The organism is Ancylobacter polymorphus, from assembly GCF_022836935.1.
GTDB classification, from domain to species: Bacteria; Pseudomonadota; Alphaproteobacteria; order Rhizobiales; family Xanthobacteraceae; genus Ancylobacter; species Ancylobacter polymorphus_A.
In genome coordinates, this window is record NZ_CP083239.1 from 1750001 (window position 1) to 1765255 (window position 15255).

Genomic DNA, 15255 nt, shown 5'->3' on the forward strand with positions numbered 1-15255 from the left:
AAGAGTGCGGCTATGAAAAAAGGGCGCGCCGTGGTTCACACGACACGCCCAGCAAAGTCTTTGGGAGAGCGGCCGCCCGTTCGTGGCGGGCGACCGATAGCCGCCTTAGTGTCGCGCGTTCTAACCCGCCTTCTTGAACTTCGCCGCTTCTTCCGAACCGCCGGTCGCGTTGCCCTTGGAATAGGAATGCGCGCCGACGCCGGCGAGGTTGCCGCCCTGGACGATGAGATATTCGTCGCGGATCGGCCGGCCCTCGAAGAAGCATTCGAGGATCTCCCGCGTGCCGGCGGCATAGCGGGTCTGGGCGGTGAGCGAGGTGCCCGACATGTGCGGCGTCATGCCGTTCCACGCCATGGTGCGCCAGGGGTGATCGGCCGGCGCCGGCTGCGGGAACCACACATCGCCGGCATAGCCGGCCAACGTGCCGTTCTCCAACGCCCGGGCGATGGCGTCGCGGTCGCAGAGCTTGCCGCGCGCGGTGTTGACGATATAGGCGCCGCGCTTGAACAGCTTCAGCGTCTCCTCATTGACCATATGCTCGGTCTCGGGATGCAGCGGGCAGTTCAGCGTCACCACATCGCAATGCGGGTACATGTCGGTGGGCGAGGCGTGCCAGGTGAGGTTCAGCTCCTTCTCGACCGACTCAGGCAGCCGGTGACGGTCGGTGTAGTGCAGCTTCACGTCGAAGGGCGCGAGCCTGCGCAGCACGGCGAGGCCGATGCGGCCGGCGGCGACGGTGCCGACGCTCATCGCTTCGAGATCGTAGGAGTGCTTCACGCAGTCGGCTATGTTCCAACCGCCCTTGCGCGCCCAGTCATGCGCGGGCAGATAGTTGCGCACCAGGCCCAGGATCATCATCACCACATGCTCGGCGACGCTGATCGAGTTGCAATAGGTGACTTCGGCCACGGTGACGCCACGATCAATAGCCGACTGAAGGTCGACATGGTCGGAGCCGATGCCGGCCGTGAGCGCGAGTTTCAGGTTCTTCGCCTTGGCGAAGCGCTCGGGCGTGAGATAGGCCGGCCAGAAGGGCTGGGAGATGACGATATCCGCGTCGACCAGTTCCTTCTCGAACACCGAATCCGGGCCGTCCTTGTCGGAGGTCACCACCAGCGTGTGGCCATTGGATTCGAGATATTTGCGCAGGCCCAGTTCACCGGACACGCTGCCGAGCATGGTGCCGGGCGTGAAGTCGATCGCCTTGGGCGTCGGCAGGGTCTGGCCGCCGGGATAATGGTCGATCTTCGGCAGGTCGTCGCGGGCATAGGTGGTGGGGTAGCCGTCGATCGGGTCATCGTAGAGAACGCACAGAACCTTTGCCATCGGGCCATTTCCTCGCTTGGGGTTGAGCGGGGACGTTTCCGCCGCGTCACGCGGCAGAGCCTGCCTGCCGGACGGGCCGGCGTCTTGATCTCTGCAGGGGTGGCCGGTCCGGAAGAGCGTCCCGAAACGGCGCGGCGGTCGTCCTTGTGCCGGGTGGGGCGGGGTGATCGGCTCCGCCTCTCGCCGGCCCCTGGACACTGGCCCGGGCGGGGCGGCGGTTCAAATTGAAAGCGCTGAACAATTGATAGACGGCGGATATGAAGGTTCGCGCGCCGCTTCGCCCCGCGCGGGGCCACCGGTGGCGGGGCGGAACAGCCACGCCCGTCATGCCTCAGCCGAACAGCCCTTCCAGCGTCCCCTCGCGCGCCAGCTTCTGCGCCAGCCGGTGCAGCGCGCCGGCCACGGGGCTCAGCGGGTCGCGTTCGGACAGCACCAGCCCGATGGGCTGCACGTGCACTGGGTCCACCAGCGGCACGGCGGCGAGATCGGCGCCGTCGCCGAGCCCGCGAAAGCTCGCCTCCGGCACCAGGCTGTTCCACGGGCCGCGCCGCACAAAGGACCACACGCCCATGAAGGAATTCGTCTCGATAACAGGGGCGGAGGCGAGGCCGGCCTCACCCATCACCTGGTCGATGATGCGGCGGTTCTGCATGTCCGGGGTGAGCAGGCACAAGGGCTGCGCCGCCGCTTCTGCCCAGCGCAGGCTGCGCCGGCGGGCGAGCGGCTCGTCGGGGCGGGTGATGAAGACATAATGCTCGCGGTAGAGCGGCACGCGGCGCACGCGGTTCAGCGGCTCATTGTCGAGATAGGTGATGCCGGCGTCGAGCTCCATCGCGTCGAGCCCGCGCTGGATCGCCGCCGAGGAGAGGGTGAGCATCTGCACCTTCACCCCGGGATGGCGGTCGCGGAAAGGGGCGAGCAGGGCCGGCGCGGCGGCGGTCGCGGCGGGAATGGCGCCGACGCGCAGCGTGCCGGTTATGCTGCTGCCGGTCTCCACCCTTTCCTGCTTCAGGCTCTCATAATCGGCGGCGATCTGCCTAGCCCAGCCGAGCACGCGCTCGCCCTCCGCGGTGAAGCCGAGAAAGCGATGGCCGCGCGCGACGATGGGCACGCCGAGCTCCTGCTCCAGCTTGCGGATGCCGGCGGACAGCGTCGGCTGGGTGACATGGCAGGCGGCCGCCGCACGGCCGAAATGCTTCTCGCGGGCCAAGGCGACGAGATAGTGCATCTGCCGCACGAACATGGGCGGTTCCAAAGCTCCTCAAGGGTGCGGCGTGGCGTCCCGGCCCCGCTATTTCCGCTCGGATACAGCAGACATATAGGCGGAAAGCCGACGGCGAAAGGCCTTCGGCTTCTCCGCAAACAGCCGGGCATGGAGAAGCAGGGCGGTGTGGGCCAGCTTGCCCTGCCGCGCGGCGATGGCGGCGAGCAGCGGGGCGCACCAGGCCGGGCGCCGGCCGGCGCGCGCGGGATGCGCTTCGACCAGCGTGCGCAGCACGGCGAGATCGTGATGCTTGCCGAGCTTGTCGCGCAGCCGCTGCAATTCGTCGACCCAGAACTGGCCGAGCCCCGGCCAGTCGGCGACCACCAGCTCCATCTGGTAGCGCTGGGCGATCACATCCTTGCGCAACTCATGCAGGCTTTCGTCGTCTTGTGGGTCGACGGCGCGGCCGGCGCGGCGCGCCTTGGCATAGGAGGCGGCCAGCGCCGCACACAGCGCGCCGTCATCCAGCGCGGCGCCAAGCCGGGGGAGGGCTTCGGCCAGAGCCGCCATTTCTGCCTCCAGCGCGGCGCGATGCGCGCCGACGCCATCGCCCTGCGGCACCGGCGCGTCGGTGCTGGCGAGGGCGCGGCCGGCGGCCCGGCGCGTCGCCTTGGCAAGGCCGGCCTTGGCGACGAGATCGTCCAGCGCGTCCTCCCGCGCCGCCGCGTCGCGGGCCTGGGCGAGATGGCGGGCGGTTTGTGCCAAGGCGCGCCGGGCGGCGCGGGCGCGCTGGGAGACCGCGCGCGCGCGGGCGGCCTCGGCGAGCCGCAGCAGCGCCCGCAGCCGCTTGAAGCCCTTGCGCACCCCGTGCACCGCCGCTTCCGGATCGCGGAGGGCAAGAGCGTCGTGGGCCTCGGTGAAGGCGTCGTCCAATGCCAGCGCGAGGCGCGTCGGCGGCGCATCGCCCGCCGGAGCGGGACTATCCACCGGCGCCGCAGCGCTGTCCGAAACCTTCTCCGTCATGAAAGACCTTTCCAAATCAGTCTGTTAGGTGCTTTCTCAACGTCCGAGACGACGATAGGGTGACAAAAAGATAGCCCGGCCCCCTTTCATTTGGCCATGCGGATTGCTAGATAGCCGCCATCGGCAAGACGCCACGGCGACTTCCGTCTCTGACGCGGGGTGGAGCAGCCCGGTAGCTCGTCAGGCTCATAACCTGAAGGCCGCAGGTTCAAATCCTGCCCCCGCAACCACTGATACAGACAAACCCGCAGCCTCGGCTGCGGGTTTTGTTGTTCTGGCGTCCCGCTTCCGCCACGCCGCGTCGCGACCCACCCGCTGCGTTCATGGCCGGGCGTCCGCGTCCGCGCCCGCTCGCGGCTGAAGCGCCTCGCATGCCCGGATCTGATGGTTGCATGCCTGAAAAGCATTGCCGCTACGGCATTTAGCTCCGGTAGTCTCCAGTCTTCCCGATCGCCGGGGGCGATGGGTCGGAAGGAGATCAGGTCATGCGGCAGGTCGAGGTAGCGGTGATTGGCACGGGCTGGTGCGGCGGGATCCGCGCCGAGACTCTTTCGCGATCGGCACTGGTGGACAAGCTGCACATCTGCGACATCCGGCCCGAGCGGCTCGCGGAGGTGCGCACCCTCACCAACGCGGCGACGGCGACGCTGGACTATCGTGACATCGTCGCGAACGACGCCATTCAGGTGGTCTACATCTCGACCACGCCAGAGAGCACGCACTACCCGATCGCCCGCGACTGCCTCAAGGCCGGCAAGCATGTCCTGCTGGAGAAGCCGATCGCGATGGAGCTGTGGGAGGCCAATGAGCTGATCGAGCTGGCGAACCGCAACGGGGTGAAATTCACCATCGGCTATTCCCAGCGCTTCAACCCCAAGATCGCCTACGCCAAGAAGCAGATCGCCGAGGGGACTCTGGGGCGCGTGGTCAATGTGATGGTGTCGCGCCATTTGTCGCGCAGCCTCGGCAAGAAGATCGCCTCGCGGGTGAAGCTGTCGCCGGCCGCGATGGAATCGACCCATGACCTCGATTTCGTGTTCTGGCTCCTGGAGCCGGCCAAGCCTGTCCGCGTCTATTCGCAGGGCGCCTATGGCTACATGCAGGCCGTCAACGGCTCTTATGACTGCATGTGGTCCACCGTGACCATGGATAACGGCATGCTGGTGGTGATCGGCGGCGGCTGGAACCTGCCGCCGGCCTATCCCAACTATTGCGGCACCTGGATCGAGATCACCGGCACCGAGGGCGCGCTGATCCTCGACGACACGCAGCGCGACAATTGGCTGAGCACGGTGAGCGGGGGCACGCGCTTCCCGATGTCGACCATGCCCGGCGAGCAGGTCGATCATGTCTTTGCCGGCCAGATGGGACCGGAGACGCTGCATTTCCTTGAATCGGTGCTGCTCGACCGCGCGCCCATGGTGGCGCCCGAACATGCCCGCATGGTGATGGAGAGCTATCTGGCGGCCGATCTCTCGGCGGCGGTCAACGAGCCGGTGGATCTGCCGCTGTCGAACCGCTCCATCGCCCAGATCAACGATCTGAAAGCGGCGATGATCGCCGCTTCCTGACCTCCAACAAAGCGATGCCGGCCAGCGACCGGCGCCCTTGGCGCCGGTCGTCTCATGTCAGGCGGTCGCCGGGCGCGTGCCGCTCCGGCGCGCCTGACTGGACCGCCGGAACGCCAGGACCACGGTGATCAGGGCGATCAGCAGCAGGCCCATCGTGATCGGTCGGGTCAGCATGAAGCTGAGATCGCCGCCATGGATCACCATGGCCCGGTTGAGATTGGATTCGACGATGGGGCCCATGACGAAGGCGAGCACGATGGGGATCACCGGCATCTGGATCTTGTCGAACCAGAAGGCGACCGCCCCAAGCATCAGCGCCATGATGATGTGCGGGGTATAGGTCTGGTCGGCGAACACGCCGATGATCAAAAGGATGAGCACGAACGGGCCTAGAATGTAGCGGGGAATCTGCGCGACGAGCGCGAAGACGCGGACACCCGCCATGCCGACGAGCAGCATCAGCAGCGCCGAGGCGATGAGGCCGACAAACACCGCCATCACCAGCAATCCGTTGCGCTCGAACAGCAGTGGGCCGGGCACCACACCCTTGGAGATCAGCAGGCCGAGCAGGATCGCGATGGCGCCCGATCCCGGCACACCCAGTGCCAGCGAGGGAATGAGCGCGCCGGCGACGATGGCGTTGTTGGCGGTCTCCGGCGCGGCGACGCCTTCATCGCAGCCGGTGCCGAATTTCTCCGGGTGCTTGGAGGCGCGGCGTTCCTCATTATAGGCGACAATCGAGGACACGGTGGCGCCGGGGCCGGGAATGGAGCCGATGGCGGTGCCGATCACCGTCGCGCGCAGCATGGTCGGCGAGAGCTTCTTCATCTCCTTCCAGCCGACATGGTTCTTCTCGCGATCCGCGCCCTTGATCGACTGCAGGTCGAGCCCGGCCTCGCCCTTGCGCGCCATCAGCAGCCGGAACGCTTCCGGCATCGCCATCAGGCCGGTGATGACGACGATCAGCGGCAGGCCTTCCATCAGCGATTCCAGGCCGAAGGTGAAGCGCAGGCCGGCAAAACCGGAACTGCCGATGGTCGCCAGGAACAGGCCGATGCCGGTGGCGACGAAGCCCTTCACCGGGCTGTTGCCGAAGAACGAGCCGATCATCGACAGGCCGAACACGCCGACCGCGAACATTTCACTGGGGCCGAACTGCAGGCCGATCCAGGCCAGGCCCGACGCGGCGAACAGGAAGATCAGGCTGGAGGCGATGGAGCCGACCACGCCGGTATAGAGCGAGATCTTGAGCGCGCGCGCCGCCTTGCCCTGCTGGGCCATCGGGTAGCCGTCGAGCAGCGTGACCGCCGCCGCGGCGGTGCCGGGCGTGCGGATCAGGATCGCCGGGATGGAGCCGCCATATTCCGCCGCCGCATAGATCGAGATGAAGAACAGCGCTCCCGCTTCCGGCGACATGAAGAAGGTGAAAGGGAACATCAGCGCCAGCGCCTGCGCCGCGCCGAAGCCGGGCAGGGCGCCCAGCACCGTGCCGACGACGACGCCGGCCAGCATGATCAGGATATTGGTCGGCGACAGGACCAGAAGCGTCGCCGGGATCAGGTTGTCGAGTAGAACCTCCATCGCGGCCTCCTCAGAAGGTGATGTAGCTGGGCAGGAAGGCCAGCGGGATCGACACGCCGAGGGCCAGCACGAAGACGAGATAGATCGTCAGCATGGTCGCGACGGCGGCGAAGGCGCTCGTCGCCGGGGAATCCAGCCGCGGATAGAGCAGCGCGAAGGTGATCGCCACGCAGGTGATCTCGAAGCCGACCGTGTCGAGACCGACCGCGAACAGGGCGCCTGCGCCGATGGCGAGGGCGAAATCGCGATATTCGAAGACGATCGGCGCCGCCTCCGCTTCCGCTTCGGGCGAGCCGGGATCATGCCGACGGCCTCCCCGGCCGAGATAGAGCCGGCCGAGCCAGAGCAGGGCGAAGGCGCCGGTGAAGAGCAGGATGATGCGGGGAATGAAGCCGGGGCCGGGATAGCCGCGCATGGGCGAGGGCGGCAGGCTCAGGCTGTTGACGAACAGGGCGATGACGGCGGCGAGAACCACGAGGGCGGTGACCACCTCCGCGACGCCGCGATTGATACGGACGATGCCACGCTCTTCCATAGCGATGCTCCCTTGGATCGGGGCCGTTGACAGGCCGTCCGCGCCCCTTGGCCGGGCGCGGACAGAAGGGGCGTGGCTCAGAGAATGCCGTTCTGCTGCATGAAGGTGCGGTAGCCCTCACGTTCTTCGTCGAACGACTTCTTCAGCTTGGCGCCATCGGTCTCGAACGCCTTTTCGACATGCGGGCTGTTCTTGAGATATTCGGCATATTCCGGCCCATCGACCACCTTCTGGAAGGCGGCGCGCACCTTGGCCTTGACGTCCTCGGGGGTGCCCTTCTTGACGAAGATGCCCTGCCATTGATGCGAGATCGGGTAGACGTAGCCCAGCTCCTGAATGGTGGGTACATCGGGCATTTTGGGCGAGCGCGTCTCGTTGAGCACCACGAGGGTGCGCAGCTTGCCGGCCTCCTGATGCGGCATGATCTGGCCGATCGTGCCGAGCCCCGCTGGCACATGGCCGCCGAGCAGGTCGCGGATCGCGTCGCCCGAACCTTCATAGGGAATGTGGTTGACGGTGGCGCCCGCCGCCGTGAAGGCCGAGAGGATGTGCTTGTGGTGGATCGAGCCGATCTTGTTGCCGGCGACGCCGATGCTGCCCGGCGCCAGCTTGGCGGCGGTGACGAGCTCGCCGAAGGTCTGGTACTTGCTGTCCGAGCGGACGGCGAGCCCGTAGACGAACTTCTCGACCTTCACCAGGAACTCGAAATCGTCCGGCTTGGCGGAGAAGGTCGGCAGGTTCATGTAGCCCGAGAAGCTCGCGCTGGCGTGCAGCAGCGTGTAGCCATCCGCGGGGCGGCTCATGACATAGACCGCCGCCTCATTGCCGGAGCCGGCACCCTTGTAGACCACGTTCACCGGCTTGCCGAGCACGTCGGGCTTGGCGAGCACCTGCGCCATGAGCTGGCACCATTGCGCCGCAGTGGAGCCGGGCGAGGTCGAGCAGACAAGTTCGATCGGCTTGGTGGGGTAGGTCTGCGCCTGCGCCGCCGGGGCGGCGACGGCAGACAGCATCACGGCCGCGAGGCCGGCGGCGAATTTGATCATGTGGTATCCTCCCAGGTTTTGGCCGCGCGGTTTTTGTGCGCTGGCCGGCCCGCGCGCACCGGTGCGGTGCGGGCGGTCGAGAAGAGACGCGGGTGTTGGCGCAGCCGCGTCTCCCGGGCGATCAGGCTTGCATCAGGCCTTGGGCTCGAAGCCCTTCTCATAGAAAGCGCCGGTGTTCTTGCCGTCGGCGGCGACACCGGCAATGCCGAAGGACAGGTCCTTGGCGACAAAGAAGATCACGTCTTCGTCCGGCAGGGCGACGGTGGAATGGATCTTGTTGGCGGGAAAGAAGATCAGCGTGCCGGGTCCGGCGATCCGTTCCGGCTCGCCCTCGATGTTCACGCGCAGCCGTCCCTGAATGACGTAGTTCCACTGCTCATTGGGGTGTGAATGCGGCCGGGCGCCGGTTCCGCGCGCCTTGCGCATCAAGCCGACCTGCGTGCGCTCGCCTTCGACCACAGGCCCGATGGCGGTGCTGTAGGTCGGGCCGGCTTCCATCTTGTCGAGGGTGAGCAGGTCGAAAATATAGGCGCCTTCGCCGGCTTTCACCGCGCCTTCGTTCTTGGTTTCACGCGACATGGCGGCTTGTGCGGACATGTGTGGCTTCCTCCCGTTGCAGTCCCGCCGGCTCGTTCTCGGTTTGCCGTGTCAGGATCAAGGTCCGGACGTGTTGAGCGCACGCTCCAGGCGGAAGGATGCGCCGTGCCGGATCAGATTAACATATGAACGATGTTTGAACATTTCTCATAAGTCAATAAATTCCGACGAATTGTCGAATTGTCACCCGGAGGTGCCGCTCCGACCTTGGTGCCGGTCCTGCATCCATGCCCTTTCACTATGTCCCAATGGCGAAAGAGCATTTGCGCGGCCTGGAAACGCATGGTCCGCTCACCCTCAACAACAATGATTGAACGGGTGGAAACCATGAGGAACATGGACGACGACGCCATCAATGCGCGTCCGCAGGGCGAAGTCTATGCGGCGGCGGCAGAGGGAGCGCGGTGATGCGCCGGCAGTCTCCCAAGGGTATCGGCCTCGCCATTATCGGCGCCGGACGTGTCGGCCTGTTTCGCGGCGCGGTCGCCGCGCGCCATCCGGCGGTGGGTTGGATCGGCCTCGCCGAGATCAATCCCGAGCGCGGCCAGCGCGTCGGCGCCGAGATCGACGCCGACTTCATCACCACCGATCATCGCGAATTGCTGAAGCGGCCCGAGGTGACGGCGGTGATCGTCGCCACCGACGAGCATCTGCATGTCGATCCTGTTATGGCGGCGCTCGAACGCAACCTGCCGATGCTGATCGAAAAGCCGCTCGCCACCCATCTCGACGATTCCCTGCGCGTGCTGCGCGAGATCGAGAACGCCGGTGTCGACGCGGTGGTGGGCTATACGCAGCGCTTCCGCCGCCGCTGGCTCGCCGCCAAGGAAAAGGTACGCACGGGCGCGCTTGGCGACGTCACCATGGTGACCTCGCGCGCCTTCATGAACCGGCTGGTCGCCATCGACAATTACCGGCGCTCCGATGCGCCGAAGACCATCTCGCCCATGGTGATTTCCGGCACCCACGCGCTCGATATCGTCATGTGGTACCTGGAGGCGAAGACCCCGGTCGAGGTTTATGCCCGCTCGGTCGACAAGGTGCTCGGCACCGACTGGCAGGGCATCGACGGCACGGCCGGCATGATCATGATGAGCGACGGCTCGGTCTATCACCTCGCCATCTCGTGGGCGCTGCCGGTGACCTGGCCCGGCGCGGTCTACAGCCTTGAGGTGGGCATCGTTGGCACCACCGGCGTGCTCACCATCGACGACACCCATCGCGACATCGTGCTGGCGGTCTCGGCGCCGCAGGAAGAGGGCTACCTGCCGGACAAGACCCGGCTCGTCGACTTCATGGGCAGCTATCCGCCGGGCGACATGGCCCTTGGCGAGCTGCGCGGCCCGATGCGTACCGAGACCGAATCCTGGCTCAACCGCATTGCGCTCGACCTTCCGACCCAGCACGCGACCGCGGCCGAGGCGCATAACCGGCTCATGCTGACCAAGGCGCTCGATCTTTCCGCCAAGCTCAGGCGTCCGGTGAAGCTGCCGCTCGAAGTGGAAGGCGAGCGCGAGATGATGCGTGAGGCCGTCATGGCCTGAAAGTGCCGTGCCTGACATCGCCAAAGCGAGCCGGCGTCAGCCAGAACAATAAGCGGCGCGGCTATCCTGGGAGGGAACGATGAACATGTCCGTCACCCGCCGTGCCGTTAATTCCTTAGCCGTGTGTGCCGCCGCCGCACTCGCCGTCGGCCTCGCCACTTCGCTTCCCGCATCGGCACAGTCCGACTATCCGAACCAGCCGATCACGCTGATCGTGCCCTTCGCGCCCGGTGGCGCGTCGGACTTTGCCGCCCGGCTGCTGCAGCCGCGCCTCTCGGAAATCCTCGGTCAGCAGATCGTCATCGAAAACCGTGACGGCGCGGCCGGCAATGTCGGCATGGACTTCGCCGCGCGGGCGAAGCCCGACGGCTATACGCTGTTCCTCGGCAATGTCGGCACGGTGTCGATCAACCCGTCGCTGTTCTCCAGCCTGCGGGTGAAGCCGCTGCAGGACTTCATCCCGATCTCCATCGTCGCCGACACGCCCGGCCTGCTGATCGCCAACCCGCAATTCCCGCCGAACAATGTCAAGGAACTGGTGGAATATGTGAAGGCGCGCCCCGGGCAGGTGAATTTCGCCTCGCCCGGAACCGGCTCGGTGAACCGGCTGGAGATGGAGGCGTTCCGCCGCGAGGCGGGGCTCGACATGATCCATGTCCCCTATAAGGGCGGTGCCGGCCCGGCCACGGCCGATGTGATGGGCGGCCATGTCAGCCTGATGTTCGTGACCATCTCGTCCGGCATCAACCATGTGAAGGGCGGCCGGCTCAAGGCGCTGGGCGTTTCCACCAAGGAACGCGTGTCGCAACTGCCCGACGTGGCCACCATGACCGAGCAGGGCTTCCCCAAGAGCGTGTCCTCGTCCTGGCAGGGCATTCTGGCGCCGGCCGGCACGCCGCAGCCGATCATCGACAAGCTGCATGCCGCCATCGTCGAGGCGATGAAGGATCCGACCATCAAGGCGCGCATGGCGGAGGCCGGCGTCAGCGCGGTGTCGAGCCCCAGCCCGGCCGACTTCAAGGCCTATATCCAGGCCGACGCCGACAAATGGAGCGCCGTCATCAAGGATATCGGCGCCAAGGCCGATTGATGTCCCGCCGGCGAAGGTGCCGCGCCCCCGGGCACCGGCCCCTCGCCGGTTCCGACCGATCCTCTCCCCCTCGACGCGGCCTGAAGCTGCGGCGGACCATCCATTGGGGTTGTGCATGGACATCAGGATTTCCTCCGATTTCGTGACCGGGCTGTTCTTCTGCGCCCTCGGCGCGGTCGCCATGATCATCGGCTCCGACTATCCCATCGGCACCGCGGCCCGCATGGGTGCCGGCTATTTCCCCTTGATGATCAGCTGCGGGCTGATCCTGCTCGGCGGCATCCTCGTCCTGCGGTCCTTCCTCACCGAGACCGAAGAGGTCGGCTCGATCGACCTCCGGCCGCTGGCGCTGCTGATCGTCAGCATCCTGCTGTTCGGCCTGCTGATCGAGGACTGGGGTTTCCCGGTCGCCGGCCTGGTGGTCGTCATCGGCGCGCGCATCGCCGGCAAGCATTACAAGCCGCTGGAAACCGGGCTGCTCGCGGTCGGGCTGGTCGGCTTCTGCGTGCTCCTATTCTCCTATGGGCTGGGCCTGCATCTGCCCGCCACGCATCTGTGGTGAGGGGCGGTCATGGAACTCTTCAACGATGTCTTCCTCGGTTTCTCGGTGGCGATGACGCCGGCGAACCTGGTCTATGGTTTTCTCGGCGTGCTGCTCGGCACGATCATCGGCGTGCTGCCCGGCCTCGGGCCGGTGGCGACGATCTCGATCCTGCTGCCGGTCACCTTCGCGCTGCCGGCGCCGGCGGCGCTGATCATGCTCGCCGGCATTTATTACGGCGCGCAATATGGCGGCTCGACCACGGCGATCCTCGTCAATCTTCCCGGTGAAAGTTCCTCGGTGGTGACGGCCATTGACGGCTACCAGATGGCCCGCAAGGGACAGGCCGGGCTGGCGCTCGCTACGGCGGCGCTGTGTTCCTTCATTGCCGGCACGCTGGCCACCGTCGTGATCGCGGTGGCGGCGCCGGCGCTGGCGGAGGTCGCGCTCGATTTCGGGCCGGCCGACTATTTCTCGCTGATGCTGTTCGGCCTGGTGGCGGCCGTGATCCTCGCGCACGGATCGGTCGTCAAGGCGGTGGGGATGATCCTCGTCGGCATCCTGTTCGGGACGATGGGCATCGACGCGAATACCAGCCTGGAGCGCTACACGTTCGGCGTTCCCGCTTTTGCCGATGGCATCGACTTCGCGGTGATCGCCATGGGCATGTTCGGCATCGGCGAGACCATCTCGAATCTCACGCAGAAGGACGAGGAGCGCAGCTTCGTGAAGGAGGTGCGCGGGCTCTGGCCACGCTGGGCGGATTTCCGCCGCTTCGTGCCGCCGGCCTTGCGCGGCACCCTGCTCGGCGGCGCGCTCGGCCTGCTGCCGGGCGGGGGGCCGGTGCTGGCGTCGTTCTCCACCTATGCGCTGGAAAAGAAGCTGTCGAAGACCCCCGGCGAATTCGGCAAGGGCGCCATCGCCGGCGTCGCCGGGCCGGAGGCGGCCAACAATGCCGCGGCGCAGACGGCCTTCATTCCCATGCTGACGCTGGGCCTGCCGTCGAGCGCGGTGATGGCGCTGATGATCGGCGCGCTGATGATGCAGGGCCTGTCGCCCGGCCCGCAGCTCATGACCCAGCGGCCGGATCTGTTCTGGGGCCTCATCGCCTCGATGTGGTTGGGCAATCTCATGCTGGTTGTGCTCAACCTGCCGCTGGTCGGCATCTGGGTGAAGCTGCTCTCGGTGCCCTACCGCATGCTCTATCCCGCCATCATGCTGTTCTGCTGCATCGGCGTGTACAGCATCAACAATAATGCGCTCGATGTGGTGCTGGCGGCGGTGTTCGGTGCGTTCGGCTATCTGATGAAGCGCCTGCATTGCGAGCCGGCGCCCCTGCTGCTCGGCTTCATCCTTGGCCCGATGATCGAGGAAACGCTGCGCCGCGCGCTGCTGATCTCCCATGGTGACCCGATGGTGTTCGTCCAGCGGCCGATCAGCCTCAGCTTCCTGGTGCTGACGGTGCTGCTGCTGATCGTGCTGGTGGCGCCGATGATCCGCATGACGCGCCAGCGTGCCTTTGAGGAGAGCACGGATTAGGAGCTGCTCTCCGGCTCAAACGACAACGGCCGGGCAGGGAGCCCGGCCGTTTTGCGTTGGGAGGCGGAAAGAGGATCAGGCGACGCCGGCAAGGGTCCGGCGCTGCGGTGCCGCCCAGTGCGAGGCGTTGGTGTCCGGGAGCGCGCTGAAGAGGCCGCGCTGGGCCAGGGCGTCGATCTCGGCGCGCAGCAGTCCCATCACCGCATGTGCCGCCGGGCTGACCTTGTCGCCGACATGCGAGAGCATGATGGTGCGGCTGAGATTGACGCCGCCCACCGCGAGCCCGGTGAGCTGGCCTTCGTCGATCTCCTTGCGAAAGGTCGAGATCGGCATGATCGAGGCCCCACGCCCCCGCAGCAGCATCCGCCGAATGGCTTCCACCGCGTCGATCTCGCAATCCACCTCGACGCAGACGCCGTGCGAGGCGAGCTGCTCGTCGACCAGCGCGCGGATGCCGCGCGTGACCAGCATGGGCGTCGAGGCCAGCTCATCCAGCGTCACCACCGGCGAGACACCGCGCTGCTGGCGCGGCATGACCACGACGATCGGCTCGGTCAGCACCGCCGTGAAGCGCAGCGCACGGTTCGGCGGCGGGTTGGTGAGCAGGGCGAGATCGACCTGGGCATTGACCAGATCGACCTGCAGCCGCCGGGTGAATTCCTCGACGATGGTGAGGTTAATCGCCGGGTAGGTCGCGATACAGCGCTCGATGAGGCCGGGGGCGAGAAGCGAGGACAGGGTCGGCGAGATGCCGACCACCACCTTGCCCGACACGCCGTCGCCGCCAATGTTCATCTCCTGCGCGGCGTGAGCCACTTCCTGGAGGATGCGGCGGCTGTGCTGGAGGAAACGACGACCCGCCAGGGTGAGCTGTACCCCGCGCGGCAACCGGACGAGGAGCTGGGCGCCGATTTCCGTCTCGATGCGCTGGATATGCCGGCTCAGCGCCGGCTGGACGATACCGAGATCGCGGGAGGCGCGTGTGATGCTGCCAAGTTCGGCAACGCGCACGAAGGCTTCGATGCTACGCAATTCCATGGCGTCTTCCTCCGGGAAGGGCGCCTGTTGTTTTGTGGCGCGCCCTTCGTGCTGAACGCAAAAAATCCTCTCACGCAGGCGAGGGAACCCGAAACACCCGCAGGGCGATGGCGAGCATCGAGTAGTAGCCGAGCAAGCCGGTCAACTCGATCACCGTGCGACGGCCAAAGCGCGTCACCGCCGCCGCGAACAGCTCGTCCGGCACATCCTTGTGCTGGTAGATCGCGGCGGAAAAATCATGCACCAGCGCGGCGTCGTCATCCGTGAAATCCGGACGGCGTCCGTCGGCGAGCGCCTCGATCTCGAACTCCGGCACCCCGGCCTTGCGCGCCTCGCCGGCATGCACGCCGAACTCATATTCCGCGCCCCAGAAGGAGGCGGTGGTGAGAATGGCGAGTTCCGACAGGCGCGGCGGAAGGCCGGTGCGATAGCGACAGAAGGCGCCGACCGCCTGCGCGGTCTCGGCCAGCTCCGGGCTCTCGACATAGATGTGGAACGGCGCCGGCACCGCGCCGGCCCGCGGACGGCCGATGGCGTCGAAGATGCGGAGCTGCTCGGCGTCGAGATCGGCGGGGTTCAGTTCGCGATAGCGCGGGGGAGTGCCGGTCTGGCTGTTCATG

Annotated in this window: 14 protein-coding genes and 1 tRNA gene; 6 read left to right on the forward strand and 9 right to left on the reverse strand. The window is 66.6% G+C overall.

What is annotated here, in order from left to right; translation table 11 throughout:
* Positions 1-120: 120 nt before the first annotated feature.
* The 3 genes from K9D25_RS08180 to K9D25_RS08190 form a co-directional block, all read right to left on the reverse strand.
* Positions 121-1326, reverse strand: a complete 1206-nt coding sequence (locus K9D25_RS08180) for an NAD-dependent formate dehydrogenase (protein WP_244450354.1) — start codon at positions 1324-1326, stop codon at positions 121-123.
* A 331-nt stretch (positions 1327-1657) separates the two neighbouring features.
* Entirely contained in the window at positions 1658-2569 is a 912-nt protein-coding gene (locus K9D25_RS08185; RefSeq protein WP_244450355.1) for a LysR family transcriptional regulator, read from the reverse strand.
* Between the two features lie 48 nt (positions 2570-2617).
* Entirely contained in the window at positions 2618-3553 is a 936-nt protein-coding gene (locus tag K9D25_RS08190) for a CHAD domain-containing protein (protein ID WP_244450356.1), read from the reverse strand.
* Positions 3554-3706: 153 nt separating this feature from the next.
* Here K9D25_RS08190 and K9D25_RS08195 point away from each other — a divergent pair.
* Together K9D25_RS08195 and K9D25_RS08200 are read left to right on the forward strand one after the other, a co-directional pair.
* Positions 3707-3783, forward strand: a tRNA-Met gene (locus tag K9D25_RS08195).
* A gap of 255 nt (positions 3784-4038) precedes the next feature.
* Positions 4039-5124: a Gfo/Idh/MocA family protein gene (locus K9D25_RS08200; RefSeq protein WP_244450357.1), complete on the forward strand. Its 1086-nt coding sequence runs from the start codon at positions 4039-4041 to the stop codon at positions 5122-5124.
* A 57-nt stretch (positions 5125-5181) separates the two neighbouring features.
* Here the strand turns inward: K9D25_RS08200 and K9D25_RS08205 are convergent, their stop codons facing one another.
* From K9D25_RS08205 to K9D25_RS08220, 4 genes are all read right to left on the reverse strand, one after another.
* On the reverse strand, positions 5182-6705 hold the full coding sequence (locus K9D25_RS08205) for a tripartite tricarboxylate transporter permease (protein WP_244450358.1): 1524 nt from the start codon (positions 6703-6705) through the stop codon (positions 5182-5184).
* A 10-nt stretch (positions 6706-6715) separates the two neighbouring features.
* A complete protein-coding gene (locus K9D25_RS08210; RefSeq protein WP_244450359.1) occupies positions 6716-7240 on the reverse strand; it encodes a tripartite tricarboxylate transporter TctB family protein in 525 nt (174 codons plus the stop codon).
* A gap of 77 nt (positions 7241-7317) precedes the next feature.
* Positions 7318-8286, reverse strand: coding sequence for a tripartite tricarboxylate transporter substrate binding protein (locus K9D25_RS08215; RefSeq protein ID WP_244450360.1), 969 nt, complete (start codon positions 8284-8286; stop codon positions 7318-7320).
* A 132-nt stretch (positions 8287-8418) separates the two neighbouring features.
* Positions 8419-8883 carry a cupin domain-containing protein gene (locus K9D25_RS08220; RefSeq protein WP_244450361.1) on the reverse strand — a complete coding sequence of 155 codons (465 nt, stop codon included), beginning with the start codon at positions 8881-8883 and terminating at the stop codon, positions 8419-8421.
* A gap of 407 nt (positions 8884-9290) precedes the next feature.
* On the opposite strand from K9D25_RS08220, the gene K9D25_RS08225 reads away from it, so the two are divergent.
* The 4 genes from K9D25_RS08225 (at position 9291) to K9D25_RS08240 (ending at position 13597) form a co-directional block, all read left to right on the forward strand.
* Positions 9291-10427 (forward strand): Gfo/Idh/MocA family protein, encoded by a 1137-nt coding sequence (locus K9D25_RS08225; protein ID WP_244450362.1) that lies wholly within the window; start codon positions 9291-9293, stop codon positions 10425-10427.
* Between the two features lie 79 nt (positions 10428-10506).
* Entirely contained in the window at positions 10507-11517 is a 1011-nt protein-coding gene (locus K9D25_RS08230) for a Bug family tripartite tricarboxylate transporter substrate binding protein (protein ID WP_244450363.1), read from the forward strand.
* A gap of 115 nt (positions 11518-11632) precedes the next feature.
* Complete coding sequence (locus tag K9D25_RS08235) at positions 11633-12079, forward strand: tripartite tricarboxylate transporter TctB family protein (protein WP_244450364.1); 447 nt, start codon at positions 11633-11635, stop codon at positions 12077-12079.
* Between the two features lie 9 nt (positions 12080-12088).
* Positions 12089-13597, forward strand: a complete 1509-nt coding sequence (locus K9D25_RS08240) for a tripartite tricarboxylate transporter permease (protein WP_244450365.1) — start codon at positions 12089-12091, stop codon at positions 13595-13597.
* A 75-nt stretch (positions 13598-13672) separates the two neighbouring features.
* Here the strand turns inward: K9D25_RS08240 and K9D25_RS08245 are convergent, their stop codons facing one another.
* Both K9D25_RS08245 and K9D25_RS08250 read right to left on the reverse strand, forming a co-directional pair.
* A complete protein-coding gene (locus tag K9D25_RS08245; protein ID WP_244450366.1) occupies positions 13673-14635 on the reverse strand; it encodes a LysR family transcriptional regulator in 963 nt (320 codons plus the stop codon).
* A gap of 70 nt (positions 14636-14705) precedes the next feature.
* Positions 14706-15254: a carboxymuconolactone decarboxylase family protein gene (locus K9D25_RS08250; RefSeq protein WP_244450367.1), complete on the reverse strand. Its 549-nt coding sequence runs from the start codon at positions 15252-15254 to the stop codon at positions 14706-14708.
* Position 15255: the final 1 nt, after the last annotated feature.

Bases quoted from the DNA above. Each gene is read 5' to 3' on its own strand.
- K9D25_RS08180 (WP_244450354.1), bottom strand. From the start codon at position 1,326: ATGGCAAAGGTTCTGTGCGTTCTCTACGATGACCCGATCGACGGCTAC.
- K9D25_RS08185 (WP_244450355.1), bottom strand. From the start codon at position 2,569: ATGTTCGTGCGGCAGATGCACTATCTCGTCGCCTTGGCCCGCGAGAAG.
- K9D25_RS08190 (WP_244450356.1), bottom strand. From the start codon at position 3,553: ATGACGGAGAAGGTTTCGGACAGCGCTGCGGCGCCGGTGGATAGTCCC.
- K9D25_RS08200 (WP_244450357.1), top strand. From the start codon at position 4,039: ATGCGGCAGGTCGAGGTAGCGGTGATTGGCACGGGCTGGTGCGGCGGG.
- K9D25_RS08205 (WP_244450358.1), bottom strand. From the start codon at position 6,705: ATGGAGGTTCTACTCGACAACCTGATCCCGGCGACGCTTCTGGTCCTG.
- K9D25_RS08210 (WP_244450359.1), bottom strand. From the start codon at position 7,240: ATGGAAGAGCGTGGCATCGTCCGTATCAATCGCGGCGTCGCGGAGGTG.
- K9D25_RS08215 (WP_244450360.1), bottom strand. From the start codon at position 8,286: ATGATCAAATTCGCCGCCGGCCTCGCGGCCGTGATGCTGTCTGCCGTC.
- K9D25_RS08220 (WP_244450361.1), bottom strand. From the start codon at position 8,883: ATGTCCGCACAAGCCGCCATGTCGCGTGAAACCAAGAACGAAGGCGCG.
- K9D25_RS08225 (WP_244450362.1), top strand. From the start codon at position 9,291: ATGCGCCGGCAGTCTCCCAAGGGTATCGGCCTCGCCATTATCGGCGCC.
- K9D25_RS08230 (WP_244450363.1), top strand. From the start codon at position 10,507: ATGAACATGTCCGTCACCCGCCGTGCCGTTAATTCCTTAGCCGTGTGT.
- K9D25_RS08235 (WP_244450364.1), top strand. From the start codon at position 11,633: ATGGACATCAGGATTTCCTCCGATTTCGTGACCGGGCTGTTCTTCTGC.
- K9D25_RS08240 (WP_244450365.1), top strand. From the start codon at position 12,089: ATGGAACTCTTCAACGATGTCTTCCTCGGTTTCTCGGTGGCGATGACG.
- K9D25_RS08245 (WP_244450366.1), bottom strand. From the start codon at position 14,635: ATGGAATTGCGTAGCATCGAAGCCTTCGTGCGCGTTGCCGAACTTGGC.
- K9D25_RS08250 (WP_244450367.1), bottom strand. From the start codon at position 15,254: ATGAACAGCCAGACCGGCACTCCCCCGCGCTATCGCGAACTGAACCCC.